This window comes from Roseateles sp. (genome assembly GCF_047654805.1).
GTDB lineage: Bacteria > Pseudomonadota > Gammaproteobacteria > Burkholderiales > Burkholderiaceae_C > Pelomonas.
Genome location: NZ_JASGIV010000001.1, coordinates 4,714,136 through 4,735,937, shown reverse-complemented (window position 1 = coordinate 4,735,937; position 21,802 = coordinate 4,714,136). Strand labels below are relative to the sequence as shown.

The window sequence follows — 21,802 nt, the reverse complement described above, 5'->3', positions numbered from 1 at the left end:
GTGTGAAGCGACGGTGAAGTCAGCGCGGCAGGATCAGCGTCACCTTCAGCCCCGGCTGTGCCACCTCGAACGCCAGCCGCCCGCCATGCAGCTCGGCCACGCGCCGGGTGATGGCCAGGCCCAGCCCGGAGCCCTTGACGAGGCTGCCCGGCCGCGCCGTGGAGAAGAAGCGCTTGCCCAGTTGGGCGAAGCCGGCCGCAGGCACGCCGGGGCCGTGATCGCGCAGGCTCAGGCGGGCGGTGGTGGGCGTCGTGCCGACGGCGAGTTCCAGTGTCGATCCGGCAGGTGCGAAGTCGATGGCGTTGACGAGCATGTTGCCGAAGGCCAGCTCCAGCAGAGCCGGGTCGGCATCCACCGCCACCTCATCGCGAACCGTCCAGACGACGCGAAGGCCCTTCTGCTCCAGCCGCGGGGCCTGGCGCTGCAGCTGGACCTCGGCCCAGTCGGCCAGCATGACCCTCTGGTGCTCGCCCAGGCCCACCTGCGCCTCCAGCTGCGACAGCGCCAGCACCCGCTCCACCAGCGTCTGCAGCCGCGCCGTCTGGTCCAGCACCTGGGCGGCGAAGCGCTGGCGGTCGGCGGTGGGGAGTTCGTCCTGCAGCAGCTCGCCGCTGGCGCGCAGCGCGGCCAGCGGGCTCTTGAGCTCGTGCGTCAGCGCGCGCACGTCGTGTTCCAGCTGCTCGCGGCCTTCGAGCCGACGACGCATGTCGTCCATCGCGTGCGCCAGATCACCCAGCTCGCCGGGCATGGCCGGCGGCGTGATGGCCTGGCCGGCCTGGGCTTGCTGGGCGTAGCGGCGCAGCCGCCGCACCGAGGCCACCAGCCACAGCGTCACGGCGACGCCGATGAAGAGGCTGGCCGCCAGCAGCGCGGCGCCTGCCCAGAACACGCGCCGTTCGGCACGGTCGATGAAGCGCTGCACGCTGGCCACCGGCTTGGCGACGCTGACGACGCCCAGGGTGTGGCCGTCCTTGAGCACCGGCGCGGCGACGACGAGCACGGTGCTGCGATCGTCGGCCAGATAGTCACGCGAGGAGCGCGCGCCGTAGTCGCCACGCAGCGTCAGCGCCACGTCGCGCCATTGCGAGTAGTCCTGCCCGACGGCCGAGGGCTGGCCGGAGTCCAGCACGACGCGGCCGGCTGCGTCCGTCACGTAGATGCGCAGGTCCAGGCTCTGCTTGCGCAGGCCCCAGATCATCACGTCCACGTCGCGCCGGGAGTAGCGCCGCAGCTGGGCGGCGAGCGGCCCGTCGTGCCTGGCGCCGCCGGCGGCCATCTCGTCCGCGGCCGCCTCGGCCAGCAGGTGGGCCGTGTCCACCATCAGGTCTTCCATGACCTCGCGCACGCTGGGTTTGACCTCGGCAAGGAAGACCTTGAGCAGGAGCACGGCGCTGAGGCCGGCAATGAGGAAGAAGCCGAAGAAGACCCTGAGCCCGAGTCTCATCGGTCAGGGCTCCAGCGAGTAGCCCAGGCCGCGGTGCGTCTTGATCGGGTCGCGCGCTGGCGCGGCCTCGCGAAGCTTCGCGCGCAGCGTCTTGATGTGGGTGTCCACGGTGCGGTCCGTGCTTTCGGCGTTGCTGCCCCAGACGGCGTCCAGCAGCGCGTCGCGGCTGTGGATGCGCTGCGGTGCGCGCAGCAAATGCGTCAGCAGCCCCAGCTCCAGCTTGGTGAGGTGCAGCGGCACACCGTCCAGGCTCACGCGCGCGCCATCAACCCTGAAGCCCGCCGGCGCCGCAGGAGTCACCTGGGCGCGACGCAGTAGCGCGCGTACGCGGGCCACCAGCTCACGCGGGCTGAAGGGCTTGGCGAGGTAATCGTCGGCGCCCAACTCCAGGCCGAGGACGCGATCCATCTCGTCGCTGCGCGCGCTGAGGACGATGACGGGCAGCCGGGAGAGCGGTCCGCCGCGCAACTCGCGGCACAGGTCCAGACCGTGCCCGTCGGGCAGCCCGATGTCGAGGATGAGCAGCTCCGGCGGCGGTGCCGCGCGCAGCAGCTCGCGAGCCTCCGACAGCCAGGCGCGGTGTTCGACCGCGAAGCCCTCGCGCCGCAACGCGAACACCACTGTGTCCGCGATGGCGGGATCGTCTTCCAGCAGCAGGATCAAGCGCGCCAGCCTTGGGTCAATGCGCGCACCAGCTGCGCCGCCGAGCCCGGTGCGCGGTTCAGCGGCAGGGCCTGGCCGGCCCACAGGCTGATGAAGTCCGGTCGGCCGGCTTTTGCCGCGGCCTGGCGCATGGCCCGGCTGGCGGCATTGGGTTGGGGGAAGTCGGGCAGGGGCACGCCGTCCAGCTCGCGCGTGACGCGGTTTTCGAGGCCGCGCGCAAGGCGGCCGGAGAAGGCGCGCGTCAGTGTCGAGTCGGCGTCCTGCGCCGCCAGCAGCGCCGCGCGGTAGGCGGGCGACAGCGGGCATTCGTCGACGAGCAAGAAGGCCGTGCCGACGGTGACGCCGCTGGCTCCGAGCGCCTGGGCGGCCGTGACGCCGCGTGCGTCCGCGATGCCGCCAGCGGCCAGCACTGGCACGTCCAGCGCGTCGACCAGCTGCGGCACCAGGGCCAGCGTGCCGATCAGCGCGCCTTCCGGCGTGCCGAGGAAGCCCCCGCGGTGGCCGCCGGCCTCATAGCCCTGGGCGACGACGGCATCGACGCCGCTGGCCTGCAGCAGCCGCCCTTCGGCGGCCTGCGTGGCCGTGCCAACCACGGTGAAGCCCTGCGCCTTCAGCGCCGCGACCCGCGTCGCACCGGGGTCGCCCATGACGAAGCTGATGACGGCCGGCCTGGCGGCGACGGTGGCTGCCAGTTGGGCCTCGAAATCCTCCTCGCAGCGCTCGGGCCGGGTCGGCGCCGGCAGGCCCAGCTCGGCATGCCAGGCGGCCAGGCGGGCGAGGTAGGCGCCCAGCGCCGAGTCGTCGCGCTGCCAGGGCTGCGGGCAGAACAGGTTGATGCCGAAGGGCCGGTCGGTGCGGGCGCGGATGTCGGCGGCGATCTCGGCGATGCGTGAAGGTGCCAGATAGGCCGCGCCCAGCTGCCCGAAGCCGCCGCCCGCGCTGACGGCGGCGACCAGGTCGGCGCTGGCGGCCTCGCCGGCCATGGGCGCCATCCAGATGGGGGGCAGGTCGAAGACGCGGGCCATGGCGGGCTCCTCAGCTGATGGAGCGTGCGGCCAGCACGGGGAAGAGCTTGATGAGGCCGTCGGAGAGCAGCTCCACGGCCAGCGCGGCGAGGATGAGGCCCATCAGCCGGGTCATGATGTTGATGCCTGTCTGGCCCAGCACCTTGGCGATCTTGCTGCTGGCCGAGAACGTGAGGAAGGTGACCAGGCCGACGACCAGGCCGTACCCGCACAGTACCGCCAGCTCCCACCAGTGGCGGGTCTTGTCGGCGTAGATCACCATCGTCGAGATGGTGGCCGGGCCGGTCAGCAGCGGGATGGCCAGCGGCACGACGGCGATGCTGGCGCCCGCGTCCGCCTTGCTGGAGCCCTCGGTCACGTCCTCCTTGCGCGCCTCGGCCGGCTTGGCGTTGAGCATCTGCAGCGAGCTGATCAGGAGCAGGCAGCCGCCGCCGACCTGGAAGCTGGCCAGGGAGATGTTGAAGAACTCGATGATCTTCAGCCCGAACAGGGCCGAGAGCGCGATGACGATGCCGGCCGTGCAGGCGCTGACGAGGATGGTGCGGCGCCGCTGCTGGCGCGTGAAGGCAGACGTGAAGTGGATGAAGAAGGGCACCACGCCGACCGGATTGACGATGGCCAGCAGCGCAACGAGAGGCTTGTAGATGTCCATGGCGGCGATTGTGGGTCAGGCGCCGTGGCTCAGCGCTCGCAGATAGTCCAGCCCCGCGGCGCCGCGCGAACCCCACCAGCTCAGCAGTTCGCCGTCCACCAGTTGCACGCGCGCCCGCGGGCACAGGGCCTGGGCCTCGGCCAGATGCTCGGCACCGAAGCGGTAGGGCTCTGAGCTCAGCAGCACGCGGCTGATGTCACCCAGCCAGGCTTCGTCACCGCGCAGCGCCGGGTAGCGGTCGGCGCCCTGCGCGCCGCCCCGCGCGTCAGGCCAGGTGAGCCAGCCGCCCTCGGCCAGCAGGGTCGAGATGTAGGTATCGCGGGCCACCGTCATCCAGGGTTGGCGCCAGATCAGGTAGAGCACGTTCTCCTGCGGCCGTGCCCGGTCGCGGCAGCGCGCCAGGGCGGCGCCGAACTCGGCGGCCAGGACTTGGGCCCGCTCATTGACGCCCGGCTCATCGGCGAAGGCCGTGCGCAGCTGCTCGAACAGCGCCAGGTTGTCCTGCGGCCGGCAGGGATGGGTCACGATGACGTGCGGTACGAAGCCGCGCAGCGCCTTGGCCGTCTCGCGGCGGTTCTCGTCGACGTTAACGACGACGTGCGTGGGCGCAAGTGCCCTGAGCTTGGCAAGATTCACGTCCTTGGTGCCGCCCACCTTGGGCACGCCCGCGACCGCTCCTGCCGGGTGGATGCAGAAACCCGTGCGGGCGACCAGGCAGGGCCCCAGTCCCAGGGCCACCAGCGTCTCGGTCGCGCTGGGCACCAGGCTGGCGATGCGGGGCCTCATTCCTCTTCCGTCAGCGCCAGGTAGACCGCGCAGCAGCCGCGCAGCCAGACCAGGGTCGGCAGCACCAGCGCGATGGCGAAGACGACGCCTCCGCCTATCAGTGCGGCCAGGCCCAGTGATCCGCCATGCAGCGGCATGCCGGTGGCACCAAAGCCGCGCGGTCCCAGGCCCATGACACCGGCCAGCAGCTGTGCGGCGGGCAGCTCCACGCCGGCACCCAGGATGGCCAGTCCAGCCACCAGCCGGCTCCCGCTGACGACGACGAAGCTGACGCCGGCCGTGGCCAGGGCCGTCAGCAGGTAGACGGTGGCCATCAGCAGGGCTGTCTCGGGCAGGCCGTGGCGCAGGCGCCCGCGCAGGAAGGCGAGCACGCCGCTGCTGCGCTGGCCGGCCCAGACCGCCGGCCCGGCCAGCGGCCCGACGAGGACGGCCAGCACGAAGGCGATACCGCCCAGCACCAGCACACCCAGTGGCAGCACGACGGCCAGCAGCGGCGCACCAATAAGGGGCGCGCGCGTCGCCCACAGCATGCCCGCCAGCGCGGCGGCGGCCAGCGCCGCCAGGGCCAGGCAGGCCAGCAGGGCCAGCAGCACGCGGTGGGCGCTGCGCAAGGCGTCCGAGAGCGCGTCCTGGGGGTCGCGCACCGGCAGGCCGCGGGCCTGGTCCATCAGCATCAGTCCCGTGGCATTGACCCCGAAAAAGGCGACAGCCAGGGCCAGGCCCATCCAAAGCGCGCTCAGCAGGCCTTGCTCGCGCACCAGGGCGGACTGGGCCATGGCCAGCAGCAGGCCGGCGAAGCAGAACCCGGCCAGCAGGGCGTAGAGGGCGCGCAAGTTGCGCAGCGCGTCGACGCTGGCGAGCACGCGGGAGAGGGCAGGGAGCAGGATTGGCGTCATGACTTCACGGTCGGGCGGCGATGGTATCGATGACGGCGCCGTGACGCCCGGGAATCTCCAGGGTTTGTGCTAGATCGTAAAAACAACACTTGCCAGAGTGCCGTCCCGCAATCTCGGCACCCCGCCACCATAATCAATTGCCTGTGTCTGGACGCCGCACCTTCGCTTGAATGGTTCACGATGGGTTGAAGCTCCACATGGTTTTTTGATTTTGAGAAGAGAAGGGCTTCCCCATGGGAAACAAGCTTTACGTGGGCAACCTTGCCTACAGCGTGCGTGACGAATCGCTGCAAGAAGCATTCGGTCAGTTCGGGACCGTGACCTCCGCAAAGGTCATGATGGATCGTGAAACCGGTCGCTCCAAGGGTTTCGGCTTCGTGGAAATGGGCTCGGACGCCGAGGCTCAGGCAGCCATCAACGGCATGAACGGCCAGGCCCTGGAAGGCCGCGCCATCGTCGTCAACGAAGCGCGTCCTCGTGAAGAGCGTCCGGGCGGCTTCGGCGGCGGTGGCCGTTCGGGCGGCGGCGGCTACGGTGGTGGCGGCTACGGCGGCGGTGGCCGTTCGGGCGGCGGCGGCTACGGTGGCGGCGGCGGCTACGGCGGCGGCGGCGGTGGCCGTTCGGGCGGCGGCGGCTACGGTGGCGGCGGTGGTGGCTACGGCGGCGGTGGCCGCTCGGGCGGCGGCGGCGGCTACGGCGGTGGTGGCGGCGGCTACGGCGGCGGTGGCCGTTCGGGCGGCTACTGATCTCACAGCCTCCTCGCCAAGTGATCTGAACAAAGCGCCTTCGGGCGCTTTGTTTTTTTCGGAAGCCACTCGGCCGTGGCGCGGGGCTCAGAAGCCCAGCGTGGCCTTGGCAAACACCTCGTCCGCACGCACTGTGCCCGGCTGCTCGCGGGCCCGGTTCAGGCCCACGCTGACGACGCGGGAGAGGCCCACGCGGTGCTGGAACATCAGCGACAGCACCCGCCCTGCGTCGTTCTGTGCGGCCAGGCCCGCGGCCGGGTCGTCACGGCGGCTGAAATGCGTCTGCTGGCGGATCAGCCGCAGCGAATCGCGCGGACCCAGATGCAGCACGACCAGGCTTTGCGCACTGCGGTCCGTGAAGGCGCGGCGGCCGTCCGGGCCGTCGACCCAGCCCAGGCCGAAGCGCTGTTCGTACTCCAGCCACCATCCGCCTGGTAACGGCGTTCGCAACTGGGCCTGCAGCTGGCCTTGCGCGCCCAGGCCGACGCGGTCGGCGTCGAAATCCAGCCGGCGGCCCCACTCGACCTCGGCGCTGATGTAGGTCAGCAGTTCGCCCGGATTGGACTCCAGGCCCAGCAGCAGCGTGCGTGTGGGGTGGAGCCGGCCGCCGCTCTTCGCCCGGTGGCTGTCCAGGCCGACATGTCCCCAGGCGCCGGTGTTGCGCGCCGCGGCGAACCAGAAGCCCGGCTGAACCAGGCGTTCCACCACCTGCCCGGCCGCGACGCCCAGCAGCGGATCGGCCAGCGTGCGGGTCTCCTGCAGCTTGAGCTGGACCTCGCTCTCATGCATGTCCACGCCTGCCAGCTCGCGCGGGCCCAGGCGCAGGTAGCCGAAGGCCGAGGCCCGGCGGATGCCGCTCTGGCTGACGAAGCCGTTGTCATTGGCGAAGCGCGGGCTGATCTCCTCGACGTTGACGTTGGCCACCCAGTCGCCGTCGCGGTGGCGCCAGCCCAGCCAGGCGCGGTGGCCGCGCTCGCGCGTCACACGCAGGGTGCGGCCCGCCTCATCCAGGCCCAGCGTCGTGCCGGACACCAGGACATGGCCGCGCATCTGGTCGCTGTCGCCGACCCGCCAGACGCCGTCGCTGCCCACGACCTGGGTCTCGAGGCCATGCCCGAAGTCGCGCAGCGACACGAGGCCCGCGAGGCCGAACTGCCCCTGACTGCCCAACTGCATGCGCCCGCGTGCGAAGCTGGCCTGCGAGCCGCCAGGCTGCACGCCGCTGCGCGTGGCGAAGGCGCCGGCGCGCAGCACCGGGCCGCCGCCGGCGTCGCGCAGATGCAGGGCAGTGGCTTCGGCGCCGGCGCCGCGCCAGGTGGCGCGCAGGCCCCAGTCGGGGTCGGTGACGGCGCGTGTGTAGAAGGCCGCGAGGCTGCGGTTCTCGCCGGACTCGTCGGCCTGGGTCGGGCCGACGACGTCGGCGCTCTCCAGGAAGAAGGGCCGCTTCTCGGGCACGCTGAGCGCGAAGCGCGTGTTGCCGGCCAGCTGCGGCGCGTCGAGCTCGACCTGCGAGAAGTCGGGATTCAGCGTCACGTCCAGCACCCAGTCTGCCCGCGGCCGCCACTTGAACTCCGCACCCAGTGACGCCTTGCGGGCACGCCGCACGCCATCCGCCTCGCTGGAGTCGCGCGTGCCGCGCAGCGTCAGTTCCGGCCGGAAGCCGATGAAGCTGCGCTCGCGCACCTGCAGGGCCAGGTCGCCCAGCCCGTCCAGCGGCTGCAGCTCGGCGATGAAGCTCAGCGCGTCCTTGGTCAGCGCGGGGGCGCTGACGTCGAGGGTGCGCTCCTCGCGCGGGATGTTGCGGGAGACCATGACGCGCCAGGGCAGGCCGTCCTCGTGCGCAAACCGCAGTGCCGCCAGCGGCCAGCGCAGCTCGATGCTGTAGCCGTCGGGCAGCAGCGCGGTCGCAGCGTCCACGTCGAAGTCGGGGGCCGAGTCCTCGCTGTCCTCCTCGGCGGAGAACAGGCCGTCCTCGACCGCACCGGCTGCGCTGACGCGCACGTACTGCGCGGTGCGGCGGTGCCCCACGGGGTCGATGAGGATGGAGATGAAGTCCTGGTCGGCCTTGACCTGGTCGCGCCGGGCCAGCGGTGCACGGATGCGGCCGGGCTCGGGGTCCCAGGCGCGGATGCCGAAGACGAGGGCGTCGTCGGTGACCAGCACCTGCACCGTCGTGCGCCAGCGCGCGGGCTGCTTGTCTGCGGGCAGGAACTGCGCGAAGCGCTCGTAGACCGGTGCTCGCCGCCAGGCGGCGTCGTCCAGGCGGCCGTCGATGACGGGCGTGGCCTCACCGGCGGTCAGGCGCAGTGCGGTGGGGTATTGCAGCTCGGGGGCGTTGCCCCAGGCCGGCAGGGCCAGGGCAAGCAGGCCCGGGCCGAAGAGACGGAAGGTCATGGAAGTCGTCCGAGAACGGCTGCGCGGTCGGGCGGCAGCCGCGGGAATCAGGTGGGGCGTGCGCGGGGCACGGCCGGCGGGCGGCGCTGCACTAGACGGCAGCGCGCGGGCTCAGCAGGGGTGAAGCACCTTGGCCATGATGTCCTCCTTGGCTGCGTCGGTGCAGCTCTCGGTTCGAAGGCGCGCAGTGTAGCCATGGCGCGCGCGCCTTGGCTACTCGCTTGCGCGCTTCTTGCGCGGCCGGCTGCCCAGCGCGCGGTCGTAGAGCCAGTTGGGCAGCAGGCGCAGGATCTTGGCCAGCACGCCCATCTGCCAGGGGATGACGCGGTAGCTGACCTGGGCGCGGATGCTGCGCACGGCCTGGTCGGCGAACTCGTCCACCCCCATCAGGAAGGGCATGGAGTAGCGGTTGCCGCGCGTCAGCGGCGTGTCGATATAGCCCGGCAGCAGGGTCACGACGCGCACGCCGAAAGGCCGGCACTCCCCGCGCAGGCTTTCGCAGTAGGCCACCACGCCCGCCTTGCTCGCGCAGTAGGCACCATGCCCGGGAAGGCCGCGGATGGCAGCGACGCTGGCCACACCTACCAGCGTGCCCGAGCGGCGCTCGTTCATCGCAGCCACGAAGGGGTGGAATGTGGCGGCCAGGCCGACGTTGTTGGTCGCGAAGGTGCGGCGCATCACCTCGAGGTCGTCGAAGTGGGCCGTGTCCATGCCGATGCTGATGCCTGCGTTGGCGATGACGACGTCGGGCAGGCCCTGGGCCGCGATGCACTCGCGGCCGATGCGGCCCATGGCTTCGAGGTCGGCGACGTCGGCGCCGTAGACCTGGAAGCGGGCGGCGTCGAGCTTCTGTTCTGCGGCCCAGCGCTGGACTTCGGCTGTGCGCCGGGCCACCAGCGCGAGACGGGCGCCGTCGCGGTAGTAGCGCAGCGCCAGGGCCTGGCCGATGCCGCTGGATGCGCCGGTGATGAAGACCAGCTCGCTCATCGACCGTCGCGCGACGCGATCTGCCCCTGGGCCCGGCCCGTGAAGCTGACCCGGCCTGTCAGGTGCCGGTACTCGAAGTTCTGTGCGTTCACTGTTGAGCTGCCCTGGCGGATGGTGACGGGCAGGTGCGAGCGCAGGATCTCGCTGTTAGCAAGCACCTGCAGGAACTCGCCGCGCACCTCCAGCTGGGCCGGCGCGTTCTCGCCCGCGCCTGACGGCAGGCGACGCAGGCGCACGTCGCCGAGCAGCTGCATGTCGCTGCCGTCGCCGTTGCTGACTGCGCGCTTGGCCTCGGCGATGGCCAGGCTGCCGTCCGGCGCGATGGCTCGCACGCGGGCCTGGTCGATCTCGATGGTGTCGGTGTCCGGGTAATGGCGCAGCTCCGCGCCGGCGATCTGCACATTCAGCCGGCCATCGGCACCGATGCGCTGGATCTCGAAGTTCTCCATGCGGTAGTCGGGGATGTGGCGCGGCGGGGCCAGCTCTCCCGGGGCGTCGATCAGCGGCGTGTTCTTCACCAGCCACCAGGTACCGCTGGCCAGCAGGGCCATCAGCAGCAGTGGCAGGTAGTTGGACAGCAGGCTCTGGACGCGCCACAGCCAGGGCCGGGGCTTGGCGGGCCGCGGCGTGGCAAGGGGGAGGGCCGCGGGCGTCATTTCGGGGCAGTGCCGTCCAGCGTGGCGTGGTGCGCGTTCAGCAGGCGCTCGTAGTGGCCACCGGCCATCAGCAGGACGTCGCAGTACTCGCGCGCCGCGCCGTGGCCGCCGGCCGCGCGGGTGACGTGGTGGGCGACGGCCAGCACCTCGGCGTGGGCGCCGGGTGGGGCACAGGCGAAGCCGGCGCGCGTCATCAGTGGCAGGTCGGGCCAGTCGTCGCCCATTACGGCGACTTCGCCCCAGCTCGCGCCCAGCCGGGCCAGCAGCGGCTCGGCGGCGGCCAGCTTGTCGCCGGCGCCATAGACGGCGTGGGCCAGGCCCAGGTCGGCGACGCGGCGGCGCACGGCGGGGCTGTCGCGGCCGGTGATGATCACCGGTGTGATGCCCGCCTGCTGCAGCGACTTCAGGCCATGGCCGTCCAGCGTGCTGAAGGCCTTGAACTCTTCGCCGCGCTCGCCGATGTAGATGCGGCCGTCCGTCAGCACGCCGTCGACGTCGAAGATGGCGAGCTTGATGGAAAGTCCCGTGCCCTGGGCCTTGACCAGCAGCTCGGGGGGGAAGCTCAGGGCCGCCATCAGATCACCTTGGCCCGCATCAGGTCGTTGATGCTGATCGCGCCGACGAGATGACGTTCCGGATCGACGACGAGGACCACGGTGATGCGCGCGGCTTCCATCAGGTCGGCGGCATCGACGGCCAGCGCCTCGGCGCCGACCGTGCGCGGCCTGGGGTGGGCGACCTCGGCGGCGGTGAGAGCCCGCAGGTCCCGCCCCTGCTCGACGAGGCGGCGCAGGTCGCCGTCCGTGAAGATGCCCTGCACGCGATCCTGCGCATCGACGACGACCGCCATGCCCAGGCCCTTGGCGCTCATCTCGCGCATCAGGTCGGTGAAGGCGGTGTCGGAGGCCACACGCGGCAGGGCCTCGCCGCTGCGCATCAGGTCGCGTACATGGGTCAGCAGCTTGCGGCCCAGCGCCCCTCCAGGGTGGGAGCGGGCGAAATCCTCGGCCTTGAAGCCACGCGCGTCCAGCAGGGCCACGGCCAGCGCGTCACCCAGCGCCATCTGGGCGGTGGTGCTGGCGGTGGGCGCGAGCTGCAGCGGGCAGGCCTCTTCGGCGACGGCGCTGTCCAGCACGACGTCGGCATGCGCGGCCAGGCTCGACTCGGCGCGCCCCGTCATCGCGATGACCGGCACGCCCAGGCGCTTGAGCACGGGCAGGATGGCGTTGAGCTCGTCGCTCTCGCCGGAGTTGGACAGGGCCAGCACGACATCGCCGCCGGTGACCATGCCCAGGTCGCCATGGGCCGCCTCGGCGGGGTGGACGAAGAGGGCCGGCGTTCCGGTGGAGGCCAGCGTGGCGGCGATCTTGCGGCCGACATGGCCGCTCTTGCCCATGCCCATGACGGCGACGCGGCCACGGCAGGCCAGCACGGCCTGTATGGCGTCGACGAAAGCGTCGCCCAGGCGCGGTGCCAGCTCGGCGAGGGCGCGGGCCTCGACCTCGAGCGCCTGGCGGCCGATACGGATGGCGCGCTCGGCGGCAAAGACGGGAGAACTCATGGGGCCAGTGTAGACAAAGGCCTGGGCGCCCCTGGCGGGACTACCCCGGCGTGACTTCCATCGCATCGGGGTGAATACGGGGGGGGCCGCCAGCCAGGTGCAAGGATTCGGGGCACCCGCCTCCGGACAATCTCGTCCATGCAGATCAGCCTGTCCTCCGTCCCAGCGCGCGCCGCCCGGCTGCCGGCCGGCGTGTGGGCCTTGCTGCTGGGCCTGGGAGTCTTGCTGGCCTGGGATGCCAGCGGCCTGGACCTCTGGGTCATGCGCCATGTCGGCGGCGCGGCGGGTTTCGCCTGGCGCGAGCATTGGTTCACGGCGCAGTTGCTGCACCAGGGAGGACGCCTGCTGTCCTGGCTGGCGGTTGGCTTCATCCTGCTCGCCAATCTGCGGCCCCGGCAGGTGCTGCCCGATCTGACCCGGCGCGAGCGCCTCGACTGGCTGCTGGTCACGCTGCTCTGTCTGGCCGCGGTGTCGCTGATCAAGCGCACCAGCCTGACGAGCTGCCCCTGGGACCTCGCCGAGTTCGGTGGCACGGCCCACTACATCTCGCACTGGGCGTTCGGCCTGCGCGACGGTGGCGGCGGGCATTGCTTCCCGTCCGGCCACGCCAGCGCGGCCTTCGCCTTTCTGAGCGGTGGCTGCGTGCTGGCCCGCGCCTACCCGCGCCTGGGGCGCGCGTGGCTGGCCGGCGTGGTCTGCCTGGGGGTGGTCTACGGCGTCGGCCAGATGCTGCGCGGCGCCCACTATCCCAGCCATACGATGTGGACCGCCTGGATCTGCTGGATGGTGACGCTCATTGCCCTGCGCGCGCCCGCCTGGCTCACCAGGCGGCGCGCCGTCGCCTGAGCCTTGCTCAAGGCCGCGCCCGCCGCGGCTGCAAAGGGTTTCCACAGAGACGGGTGATCGGCCGTCGGCCTAGACTGGCCCGACAAATCGCACCACGGAGGAGACACCGTGCAGCGGACCGACATCTCGGACCCGGCCTATTTCCACAAGGTCGTCGATTGCCAATGGGCCTGTCCGGCGCATACGCCGGTGCCCGAGTACATCCGGCTCATCGCCCAGGGCCGGCATGACGAGGCCTACTGGGTCAACTGGGTCAGCAACGTCTTCCCCGGCGTGCTGGGGCGGACCTGCGACCGCCCCTGCGAGCCGGCCTGCCGGCGCGGCCGCGTGGAGGAAAAACAGGCGGCCAAGCCCGAGCCCGTCGCGATCTGCCGCTTGAAACGCGTTGCGGCCGACAGCAAGACCGACGAGTTCCGCGCCATGGTCCCCAAGCCCGCGGCGCGCAACGGCAGGCGTGTGGCCTGCGTTGGCGCGGGGCCTGCGTCCCTGGCCGTGGCGCGCGACCTGGCACTGGAGGGCTACGCCGTCACCGTCTTCGATGGCGAGGCCAAGCCGGGTGGCTTCATCCGCACGCAGATCCCGCGCTTCAGGCTGCCGGAACGCGTCATCGACGAGGAGTGTGGCTACGTCCTGGGGCTCGGCGTGGAATGGCGCGCCGGGCAGCACGTGGCCTCGATGAAGGCCTTGCTGGCCGAGGGCTGGGACGCTGTGTTCGTCGGCTGCGGCGCGCCGCGCGGGCGTGACCTGCCGCTGCCGGGGCGGCAGGAGGCGGCGGAGCACATCCATATCGGCATCGACTGGCTGTCCAGCGTGAGCTTCGGCCACGTGAGCGCAGTGCAGCCGCGCGTCATCGTGCTGGGCGGCGGCAACACGGCCATGGACTGCTGCCGCTCGGCGCGGCGCCTGGGAGCCTCGTCGGTCACCGTGGCGGTGCGTAGCGGCTACGCACAGATGAAGGCCTCGCCCTGGGAGAAGGAGGATACCGAGCACGAGGGTATCCCCATCCTGGACTTTCACGTGCCGCTGGCCTTCGAGCACGTCGATGGCCGCTTGACGGGCATGCGATTCAGGAAGGCCAAACCGGGGAGTGATGCGGGCGAGGAAGTGGTTCTGCCTTGCGACGAGGTGCTGATCGCCGTGGGCCAGGAGAACGCCTTCCCGTGGATTGAGCGCGATGCGGGCGTCACCTTCAACGAGCACGGCCTGCCGGTGCTGGATGAAAAGAGCTTCCAGTCGACATTGCCGCACGTGTTCTTCGGTGGCGACGCGGCTTTCGGCCCCAGGAACATCATCACGGCAGTAGCCCACGGCCATGAGGCCGCTGTCAGCATCGACCGGCTGCTGCATGGGGAGCCGGTCGCGCAGCGCCCGCCTCCCCATGTCAATCTCGTGTCCCAGAAGATGGGCATCCACGAGTGGAGCTACGACAACGCCATCACGCTGGACCTGCGCAGCAAGGTGCCCTGGGCGGCGGCCGAAAAAGCCCTGGCCAGCATCAAGGTGGAGGTGGAGCTTGGCTTCGACGCCAAGACCGCCTTGAAGGAAGCCCAACGCTGCCTGAATTGCGACGTGCAGACCGTCTTTGCGCCCAAGCTGTGCATCGAGTGCGATGCCTGCGTGGACATCTGCCCGATGGATTGCATCACCTTCACGGAGGATGGTGACGACCTGCGTGAGCGGCTGAAGGCGCCGGCGCTGAACCTGCTGCAGGACATTTACGTCGAGGGCGGACCAGGCTCACTGAAGACAGGCCGCGTCATGGCCAAGGACGAAGACGTCTGCCTGCACTGCGGCCTGTGCGCCGAGCGCTGTCCGACCGGGGCCTGGGACATGCAGAAGTTCCTGCTCGTGACCACCAAGGCGGGTGCGGGCTGCCGCGACCATGCCACGCGCAAGGAGGTGGCCGCATGAGCAGGATAGAAGCCGTCAACGACTTCGTCGTCAAGTTCGCCAACGTGAACGGCTCGGGATCGGCATCGGCCAACGAGCTGTTCGCGCGCGCCATCCTGCGCATGGGCGTGCCGGTCAGCCCGCGCAACATCTTCCCGAGCAACATCCAGGGCCTGCCGACCTGGTACGAGGTGCGTGTGTGCGAAGCCGGCTGGCTGGGCCGGCGTGGCGGCGTGGACCTGATGGTGGCCATGAACCCGCAGACCTGGGTCCAGGACGTCGCCGAGATCCAGCCCGGCGGCTACCTGTTCTACGACTCCACCAAGCCCATGCCCGTCAGCGCCTTCCGCGCGGACATCCACGTCATCGGCATGCCGGCCACGGCCATCTGCAACGCCACCTACGACGTGCCGCGCGAGCGCACGCTGTTCAAGAACATCCTTGTGCTGGGGGCCCTGAGCGAGTTGATGGGCATTGACGCCGCCGTCATCGAGAAGCTGTTCGCCGAGCAGTACAAGGGCAAGGAACGGCTGCTGGACTCCAACGTGCGCGCGCTGCATGCCGGCCGCGAGTTCGCGCGCGACCATCTGTCGGTGCAGCCCTTCGGCCTGAAGGTGAAGAAGGCCGACGCGGTGGGCGACAAGATCTTCCTCGAAGGCAACGCCGCGACGGCACTGGGCTGTGTGTATGGCGGCGCTACCGTCTGCGCGTGGTACCCCATTACGCCGTCTTCGTCGGTGGCCGAGGCCTTCGAGAAGTACGCGGCCAAGTTCCGCGTCGACCCGGCCACGCGCGAGAAGCGCGTCGCCATCGTGCAGGCCGAAGACGAGATCGCATCCATCGGCATCATCACGGGCGCGGGCTGGAATGGCGCGCGGGCCTTCACGGCCACGTCGGGTCCCGGTGTGTCGCTGATGACGGAGTTCCTGGGCCTGGCCTACTTTGCCGAGATTCCCTTCGTCGTCATCGACGTGCAGCGCGGGGGGCCCAGCACCGGCATGCCCACGCGTACCCAGCAGGCCGACCTGCTCAGCAGCGCCTATGCCTCGCACGGCGACACCCAGCATGTGCTGCTGCTGCCAGAGGACCCTCGCGAGTGCTTCGAGTTCGCAGCTGCGGCGCTGGACCTGGCGGAGCGGTTGCAGACGCCCGTGTTCCTCATGAGCGACCTGGACATCGGCATGAACCAGCGCCTGTGCGAGCCGCTGCAATGGGACGACGAACGCCGCTACGACCGCGGCAAGGTCATGACGGCCGAACAGCTGGAGGCCGGCGCCGAGTTCGCCCGCTACAAGGACGTGGACGGCGACGGCATCCCCTGGCGCACGCTGCCCGGCACGCATGCCGCCAAGGGCGCCTACTTCACGCGCGGCACGACCCGCAACGAGCAGGCCGTCTACTCGGAGGCCGGGCCGGACTACATCCGCAATGTCGAGCGGCTGAAGCGCAAGTTCGCCACCGCGGCGCTGTTGGCGCCGCAGCCGCTCGTGCGCGCCGCGGCGCAGAAGACGCGGGTCGGCGTCATCTACTTCGGCTCCACGGCGCCGGCCATGGACGAGGCGCTGGCGGCCCTGGGCGAAGCCGGCATCCACATCGACGCCATGCGGTTGCGCGCCTACCCCTTCCCGCCCGCCGTGGCCTTGTTCCTGGCCACCCACGACACCGTCTTCGTCGTTGAACAGAACCGCGACGCGCAGATGCGCCGCCTGCTGGTCAACGAGCTGGAGGTGGCGCCCAGCCAGCTCACGCCGGTGCTGCATTTCGACGGCACGCCCATCACGGCCCGTTTCATCACCGACGCGATCACTCGGCATGTGCACGCGCTGGCCACCGCCCCGAGGAGCGCGGCATGACCTATCTCGCCAAGCCCAGGCTGCACCATCCCAGCCTGACCAAGAACCAGGTCGGCTACACGCGCCGCGACTACGAGGGCAAGGTCTCGACGCTGTGCGCCGGCTGCGGCCACGACTCCATCTCCGGCGCCATCGTGCAGGCCTGCTGGCAACTGGACATCGCCCCGCACCGCGTCGCCAAGCTCAGCGGCATCGGCTGCTCGAGCAAGACGCCGGACTACTTCCTCGGCGCCAGCCACGGCTTCAACACCGTGCACGGCCGCATGCCCAGCGTGCTGACCGGCGCCTACCTCGCCAACCGGGAGCTGCTCTATCTGGGCATCTCGGGCGACGGGGACTCGGCCTCCATCGGCCTCGGCCAGTTCGCGCATGCAATGCGCCGCGGCGTGCGCATGGTCTACATCGTCGAGAACAACGGCGTCTACGGGCTGACCAAGGGGCAGTTCAGCGCCACGGCCGACAAGGGCTCGGTCGCGAAGAAGGGTGCGACGAACAACGACACCGCCATCGACCTTGCCGCCCTGGCTCTGCAGCTGGGCGCCACCTTCGTCGCCCGCAGCTTCTCGGGCGACAAGGCCCAGCTCGTCCCCCTCATCGAGGCGGCCATCCGGCACGGCGGCGCGGCCTTCATCGACGTCATCAGCCCCTGCGTCGCCTTCAACAACCATGCCGGCTCCACGCGCAGCTACGACCATGTGCGCGAGCACAACGAGGCGCTGAACCGCATCGACTTCATCGACCTGGCCGCGGAACAGGTCGTCGAGCACCCGCTCGACGTCATCGACGTGCCGCAGGCCGACGGCACGGCGCTGCGCCTGCGCAAGGTCGCGGCCGACTACGACCCCACCGACCGCCTTGCCGCAATGAACGCGATGCAGCTGCGCGCCGCGGCCGGCGAGATCGCCACCGGGCTGCTCTACGTCGATCCGGCAGCCAGGGACTGGCATGCGGCACAGCGCACCGCGGCCGGCGCGCTGAACGCCTTTGGTGAAGAAGCACTCTGTCCCGGCGCGGCGGCACTGGCACGAATCAACGCCGGCCTGAGATGATCCGGGGCCATGCGCCCATCCCACCTCAGCCTCCTCGCCATCGCCCTTGTCCTGGCCGCCTGCGCCAGCTCCAGCCAGGACAAGGTCACCAACGCGGCCACGACGCCGCTCTCCGACCTCAATGTCGTCCGTGCCGACATCCCCGACGTGCTCAAGGCCGCCGCTGCTGCGCCCTATGCCGTGCCGGCCGACGTCAGCTGCGGCGCCCTCGCCGCGGGCATACGCGCGCTCGACGAGGTGCTCGGCCCTGACCTCGACGCGCCCTCTACCGCCGGCAATCCCTCCCTGCTGGAGCGTGGCGAGGATGCTGCGACCGGCGCGTTGCAGCGCACGGCCGAAGGCGTCATCCCGTTTCGTGGCTGGGTGCGCAAGCTGACCGGTGCGGAGCGCTACGCGCGCCAGGTCAGCGCCGCCATCACGGCCGGTGGCGTGAGGCGCGGCTTCCTGCGCGGGCTCGCGGCGGCGAAAGCCTGCACGGCTGCGCCGGCGAAGCCGGCCTAGCCTCGGCCGCCGCACCCGAGGCGGCGACCCGCGGAGGTGGTGGCCTAACTCGACCATCTCCCGTACGGCGAAGCGATCAGGCAGGATGCCCGTCCTGACACGGGCGGCTGCTACGCTCCGCATCCTCCCAGAAGAACAAAAGCGCCGATGCGCATCCTGACTGCCCTGCTCCTGCTGTTTTTCGGCCTGGCCCCGTCCGTGGCGATGGCCGAGCGAGACCCGATGGCCGAACCGCGCTTCGTCACGGCCGGCGGCACCACCGCCATCGTCGATGGCATCGTCGCGGCGCTGGCCCAGGACGACCGCGGCCTGATCTGGGTAGGCACCAGCGTCGGCCTAGTGCGCTACGACGGCTACCAGACCCGTGCCTTCCCGATGACGGACGGGGCCGGGTCCGGCAGTCGCGCCAACCGCTTCCTGCGCGTGCTGCTGGCCGATCGCGGCGGCGTACTCTGGGCCGGCAGCGCCAGCGAGGGCCTGGCTCGCTTTGACACGCTGAGCGAGCGCTGGACCTTTATGCACCACGATCCGGCGGTGCCCGGCTCGATCACGCCAGGCGCAGTGCAGCGTCTGGCGCGTGCCCACGATGGCCGCATCTGGGTGGGCCTGCTGGGTGGGCTGGACCGTCTGGACCCGGCCAGCGGCAGCTTCGAGCATTTCCGCGCCGGCGACGCCAGCGGCCTGCCCGACGACCGCATCGGTGCGTTGCTGGTGGACCGTGAGGGCGACCTCTGGGTGGGCACCGGCCATGGCCTGGCGAGGCTGCGCGCCGGCGCCCAGCGCTTCGAGCTTGTCGAGGGCGGCTGGGCCGTCAACGCGCTGGCCCAGGGCGTCGATGGCCGCATCTGGGTGGGCACGCGCGACGGCCGGCTGCTGCTGCTGGACCGCGAGGCACGCGTTGCGCCGCAGTCGCTGCAGGCGGGCGACGGTGCTCGGCCCTCGCCGGTGTTGAGCCTGCTGGGTCCTGCCGAGGGCAGCGGCGACGGCGAGGTCTGGGTCGGCCGCGTCACCGGCGTCGAGCTGCGTGCCGCCGATGGCCGGCTGCTGCAACTGCTCAAACGCAACCAGCGTCGGCCCTGGACGCTGGGCGGCACTGACTTCCATGCACTGCTGCGCGACCGCGCGGGCACGCTGTGGGTGGGTGGCTACGGCGGAGGCCTGCAGCGTTACGACCCGGAGAGCAAGGGCATGTGGGTGCGCCGCCAGGACGACGACCCGGCCAGCCCGCTGGCCGACACCGACGTGCGCAGCGTGCTGCAGCTGGGCAGCGGCGAGATCTGGCTGGGCACGCTCGAGCGGGGCATCGCCATCGTCGACCCGCAGCTGCGCCTTGTAGGCACGATTCGGCCGGATGCCCGGTTCAGCGGGCTGGTCGCCGCGCTGGCCCAGGCGACCGACGGCAGCGTGTGGGCCGGCACCGAGGGCGGCCAGCTGTACCGCTTCGACGCGCGTCGCCGCCTGGTCGAAGTGCGCTCCACCATCCAGGCGCGCGTGCGGCGGCTGCTGACCGACCGTGACGGCACGCTGTGGGTCGGCACCTCCGACGGCCTGTACCGCCTGGTGCCCGGCGTGGCTGAGTTGGAACGCGTGCCGCTGGCCGGTGGCAAGCACCTGGGCGGCAACGTCAACGCGCTGGGCCAGGCCGCTGACGGGCGGCTGTGGGTGGGTGCCGAGGCGGGCCTGTTCCAGCTCGCCGACGGCGAGCTGCGCCCGGCTGGGGGGCACCTGCCGCAGGAGGGCGTGCTGGGCCTGCTGATCGATGACCGCGGCGTGCTGTGGGCGGATCTCAGCACGGGTCTGTTCCGCCGCCTGCCGGGCGCGGACTTCGAGCGCGTGGGAGAGGGAGGGCGCAGCTTCGGCGCCAACCTGCTGGCGGATGCCAAGGGTCGCATCTGGACGCACCGCGGCATGTACGACCCGCACACGCGGGTGGTCACGGAGTTCGGTCGCATCGACGGCGTGGACATCGGCACCGGCTGGTTCCGCGCCTACGGCGAGCTGGCAGACGGTCGAATGCTGTTCGGCGGCAGCACCGGGCTGCTGGTGGTGGAGCCCGAGCGCTTTCACCGCTGGGCCTTCCAGCCGCCCGTGGTGGCAACCGGGCTGCGCATTGACGGCGGCAGCCAGCCGGCTGGCCAGTTGAGCGAGGGTTTGACGCTGACGGCCCGCCAGCGTGCCTTCTCAGTGGAGTTCGCCGCGCTGGACTACAGCGCGCCGGCCGAGAACCTCTACCGCTACCGGCTGCAGGGCTATGACGAGGACTGGATCTCGACCGGCGCTGAGCTGCGAGTCGCGAGCTACGCCAACCTGGCGCCCGGCCGCTACACGCTGGAGGTGCAGGGCAGCAATCGCCTGGGCGACTGGACCGACCAGTCGCTGCGCGTCGACGTCGAGGTGCAGCCGGCCTGGTGGCAGGCCTGGTGGACTCGCACGCTGGCCGTGCTGCTGGCCGTGCTTGGCATTTACGGCCTGGTTCAGTGGCGCACGCGCGAGCTGGAGCGCCGCCAGGTCGAGCTGGAGCGGCGCGTGCAGGAGCGAACGGCCGAGCTTGAGGCGCTGTCCGAGGCGCTGAAGGAGTCCAGCCTCAGCGACCCCCTGACCGGCCTGCACAACCGCCGCTACCTGACCCAGCACATCGATGCCGACGTGGCGGTGGCGCTGCGCCGCCATGCCGCGGGCGTGGTGCGGTCGGACAACGCCGACTTGGTGTTCATGCTGGTGGACGTGGACCATTTCAAGCACGTCAACGACCGCCACGGCCACTCGGCCGGCGACGCGGTGCTGGTGCAGATGCGCGAGCGGCTGCGCGAGGTCTGCCGCGACAGCGACCACATTGTTCGCTGGGGCGGCGAGGAGTTCCTCGTCGTGGCCCGCGACGGTTCGCGCGAACACGCGGCGGACCTGGCCGAGCGGCTGCGTCGCGCGGTGGCCGGGCGGCCTTTCGAGCTGCCCGACGGCCAGCAGCTCACGCGCACCTGCTCGATCGGCTTCGCCTGCTTCCCGCTGGCGCCGGCCCATCCGCAGGCGCTGGACTGGAGCGCCGTCATCGACGTGGCCGACGGCGCCCTCTACGAGGCCAAGCGCAGCGGCCGCGACCGCTGGGTTGGCGTTGTTGCCGCCGACCCGGAACTGGACGCCGACACGCTGCGCGGGCTGCTCGCCAGCCCACCGGCGCAGTGGCTCGCCAGCGGGCGGCTGCGGGTGCTCAGGGGCGAGGACTGATGCCGGGCAGCGCCGGCCCCCAGCCTAGCGGCGCCGGCAGCGCCGCCAGGATGCGCTGGCGCAGCGGCGCATAGGCCTCGTCCACCGGCTGGCCTGCGCGTGGGGCGAGCGGGTCCCGGTGGCTGCCGAAGGCCTCGTCCAGCTCCGCCCAGTCCTCGACGCTCAGGATCGCCGCAGCGCGCGGCAGCAGTTCGGTCTCCTCGCGCTTCATATGGCGCAGGTAGCGTGCCGTGTAGACCTTGAGCTGCTGCTCGAACTTCTCGCGCCGGACCTCTCCCATCTGCTCCCAGGCCAGCAGCGTGTGCTGCAGCTCGCGGATGGCGCGCTCGCCCTGGGCATGGTCGGCGTCCAGTTCGTCCAGTGTCTCGCGCAGGTCCGGCGCCAGCGCGCGCAGCTTGGGGAAGAGCAGCTCGCTTTCCTTTTTGTGATGCAAGCGTTCCGGAAATTCGTCGACGTAGAACAGCATGGCCCGCAACGCGCCGAAGTCGGGCGACGTGCCGGCGCGACGTTGCGCATCCAGCAGCAAGGGCAGGGTGCGCAGCATGGCCGCGAGCGCATCGTGCTCGGCGCGGATGATGCGCACGGCCAGGGGCATGGTCGAGGAAGGCATGGGGCCGAGCGTCGCGCTTTG

19 protein-coding genes are annotated in these 21,802 nt (G+C 71.1%); 7 read left to right on the top strand and 12 right to left on the bottom strand.

From position 1 onward, the window contains the following. Window positions 1-19: 19 nt before the first annotated feature. From creC to QM732_RS21290, 6 genes are read right to left on the bottom strand one after another with little or no spacing between them, the layout of a single operon-like run. The gene (gene creC / locus QM732_RS21315; protein WP_415658094.1) at window positions 20-1,444 is read right to left on the bottom strand and encodes a two-component system sensor histidine kinase CreC; all 1,425 of its coding nucleotides are present in this window, start codon (window positions 1,442-1,444) and stop codon (window positions 20-22) included. 3 nt (window positions 1,445-1,447) lie between these two features. Beyond that, complete coding sequence (gene creB, locus QM732_RS21310; RefSeq protein ID WP_415659426.1) at window positions 1,448-2,116, bottom strand: two-component system response regulator CreB; 669 nt, start codon at window positions 2,114-2,116, stop codon at window positions 1,448-1,450. Then, a complete protein-coding gene (locus QM732_RS21305) occupies window positions 2,104-3,132 on the bottom strand; it encodes an NAD(P)H-dependent flavin oxidoreductase (RefSeq protein ID WP_415658093.1) in 1,029 nt (342 codons plus the stop codon). Before QM732_RS21305 ends, creB begins: the two co-directional genes overlap by 13 nt. 10 nt (window positions 3,133-3,142) lie before the next feature. Continuing rightward, the gene (locus QM732_RS21300; protein WP_415658092.1) at window positions 3,143-3,784 is read right to left on the bottom strand and encodes a MarC family protein; all 642 of its coding nucleotides are present in this window, start codon (window positions 3,782-3,784) and stop codon (window positions 3,143-3,145) included. A gap of 15 nt (window positions 3,785-3,799) precedes the next feature. Further along, window positions 3,800-4,570, bottom strand: coding sequence for a helical backbone metal receptor (locus tag QM732_RS21295; RefSeq protein ID WP_415658091.1), 771 nt, complete (start codon window positions 4,568-4,570; stop codon window positions 3,800-3,802). Next, window positions 4,567-5,466 carry a hypothetical protein gene (locus tag QM732_RS21290; RefSeq protein ID WP_415658090.1) on the bottom strand — a complete coding sequence of 300 codons (900 nt, stop codon included), beginning with the start codon at window positions 5,464-5,466 and terminating at the stop codon, window positions 4,567-4,569. The genes QM732_RS21295 and QM732_RS21290 overlap by 4 nt, the downstream gene beginning before the upstream one ends. A gap of 233 nt (window positions 5,467-5,699) precedes the next feature. Here QM732_RS21290 and QM732_RS21285 point away from each other — a divergent pair, with 233 nt between their 5' ends. Further along, complete coding sequence (locus tag QM732_RS21285; protein WP_415658089.1) at window positions 5,700-6,212, top strand: RNA recognition motif domain-containing protein; 513 nt, start codon at window positions 5,700-5,702, stop codon at window positions 6,210-6,212. A gap of 87 nt (window positions 6,213-6,299) precedes the next feature. On the opposite strand, the gene QM732_RS21280 is transcribed toward QM732_RS21285, so the two are convergent. The 5 genes from QM732_RS21280 to QM732_RS21260 form a co-directional block, all read right to left on the bottom strand. After that, complete coding sequence (locus QM732_RS21280) at window positions 6,300-8,606, bottom strand: carbohydrate binding family 9 domain-containing protein (RefSeq protein ID WP_415658088.1); 2,307 nt, start codon at window positions 8,604-8,606, stop codon at window positions 6,300-6,302. Between the two features lie 213 nt (window positions 8,607-8,819). Next, the gene (locus QM732_RS21275; RefSeq protein WP_415658087.1) at window positions 8,820-9,593 is read right to left on the bottom strand and encodes an SDR family oxidoreductase; all 774 of its coding nucleotides are present in this window, start codon (window positions 9,591-9,593) and stop codon (window positions 8,820-8,822) included. Then, window positions 9,590-10,249, bottom strand: coding sequence for an LPS export ABC transporter periplasmic protein LptC (lptC, locus tag QM732_RS21270; protein WP_415658086.1), 660 nt, complete (start codon window positions 10,247-10,249; stop codon window positions 9,590-9,592). Before lptC ends, QM732_RS21275 begins: the two co-directional genes overlap by 4 nt. Then, on the bottom strand, window positions 10,246-10,824 hold the full coding sequence (locus QM732_RS21265) for a KdsC family phosphatase (RefSeq protein WP_415658085.1): 579 nt from the start codon (window positions 10,822-10,824) through the stop codon (window positions 10,246-10,248). Before QM732_RS21265 ends, lptC begins: the two co-directional genes overlap by 4 nt. Continuing rightward, window positions 10,824-11,810 carry a KpsF/GutQ family sugar-phosphate isomerase gene (locus QM732_RS21260; RefSeq protein WP_415658084.1) on the bottom strand — a complete coding sequence of 329 codons (987 nt, stop codon included), beginning with the start codon at window positions 11,808-11,810 and terminating at the stop codon, window positions 10,824-10,826. Before QM732_RS21260 ends, QM732_RS21265 begins: the two co-directional genes overlap by 1 nt. Window positions 11,811-11,948: 138 nt before the next feature. Between QM732_RS21260 and QM732_RS21255 the strand changes: the two genes are divergently transcribed. The 6 genes from QM732_RS21255 (at window position 11,949) to QM732_RS21230 (ending at window position 21,171) form a co-directional block, all read left to right on the top strand. Next, window positions 11,949-12,656 (top strand): phosphatase PAP2 family protein, encoded by a 708-nt coding sequence (locus QM732_RS21255; protein ID WP_415658083.1) that lies wholly within the window; start codon window positions 11,949-11,951, stop codon window positions 12,654-12,656. A gap of 108 nt (window positions 12,657-12,764) precedes the next feature. Then, window positions 12,765-14,567, top strand: coding sequence for an FAD-dependent oxidoreductase (locus QM732_RS21250; RefSeq protein ID WP_415658082.1), 1,803 nt, complete (start codon window positions 12,765-12,767; stop codon window positions 14,565-14,567). Then, complete coding sequence (locus QM732_RS21245; protein WP_415658081.1) at window positions 14,564-16,399, top strand: 2-oxoacid:acceptor oxidoreductase subunit alpha; 1,836 nt, start codon at window positions 14,564-14,566, stop codon at window positions 16,397-16,399. The genes QM732_RS21250 and QM732_RS21245 overlap by 4 nt, the downstream gene beginning before the upstream one ends. Next, window positions 16,396-17,448 (top strand): 2-oxoacid:ferredoxin oxidoreductase subunit beta, encoded by a 1,053-nt coding sequence (locus QM732_RS21240; protein ID WP_415658080.1) that lies wholly within the window; start codon window positions 16,396-16,398, stop codon window positions 17,446-17,448. Before QM732_RS21245 ends, QM732_RS21240 begins: the two co-directional genes overlap by 4 nt. A 9-nt stretch (window positions 17,449-17,457) precedes the next feature. Next, window positions 17,458-17,949, top strand: a complete 492-nt coding sequence (locus QM732_RS21235) for a hypothetical protein (RefSeq protein ID WP_415658079.1) — start codon at window positions 17,458-17,460, stop codon at window positions 17,947-17,949. A 147-nt stretch (window positions 17,950-18,096) separates the two neighbouring features. Further along, a complete protein-coding gene (locus QM732_RS21230) occupies window positions 18,097-21,171 on the top strand; it encodes a diguanylate cyclase (RefSeq protein ID WP_415658078.1) in 3,075 nt (1,024 codons plus the stop codon). On the opposite strand, the gene QM732_RS21225 is transcribed toward QM732_RS21230, so the two are convergent. Continuing rightward, window positions 21,155-21,781 carry a hemerythrin domain-containing protein gene (locus tag QM732_RS21225; protein WP_415658077.1) on the bottom strand — a complete coding sequence of 209 codons (627 nt, stop codon included), beginning with the start codon at window positions 21,779-21,781 and terminating at the stop codon, window positions 21,155-21,157. The genes QM732_RS21230 and QM732_RS21225 overlap by 17 nt on opposite strands. Window positions 21,782-21,802 lie beyond the last annotated feature (21 nt).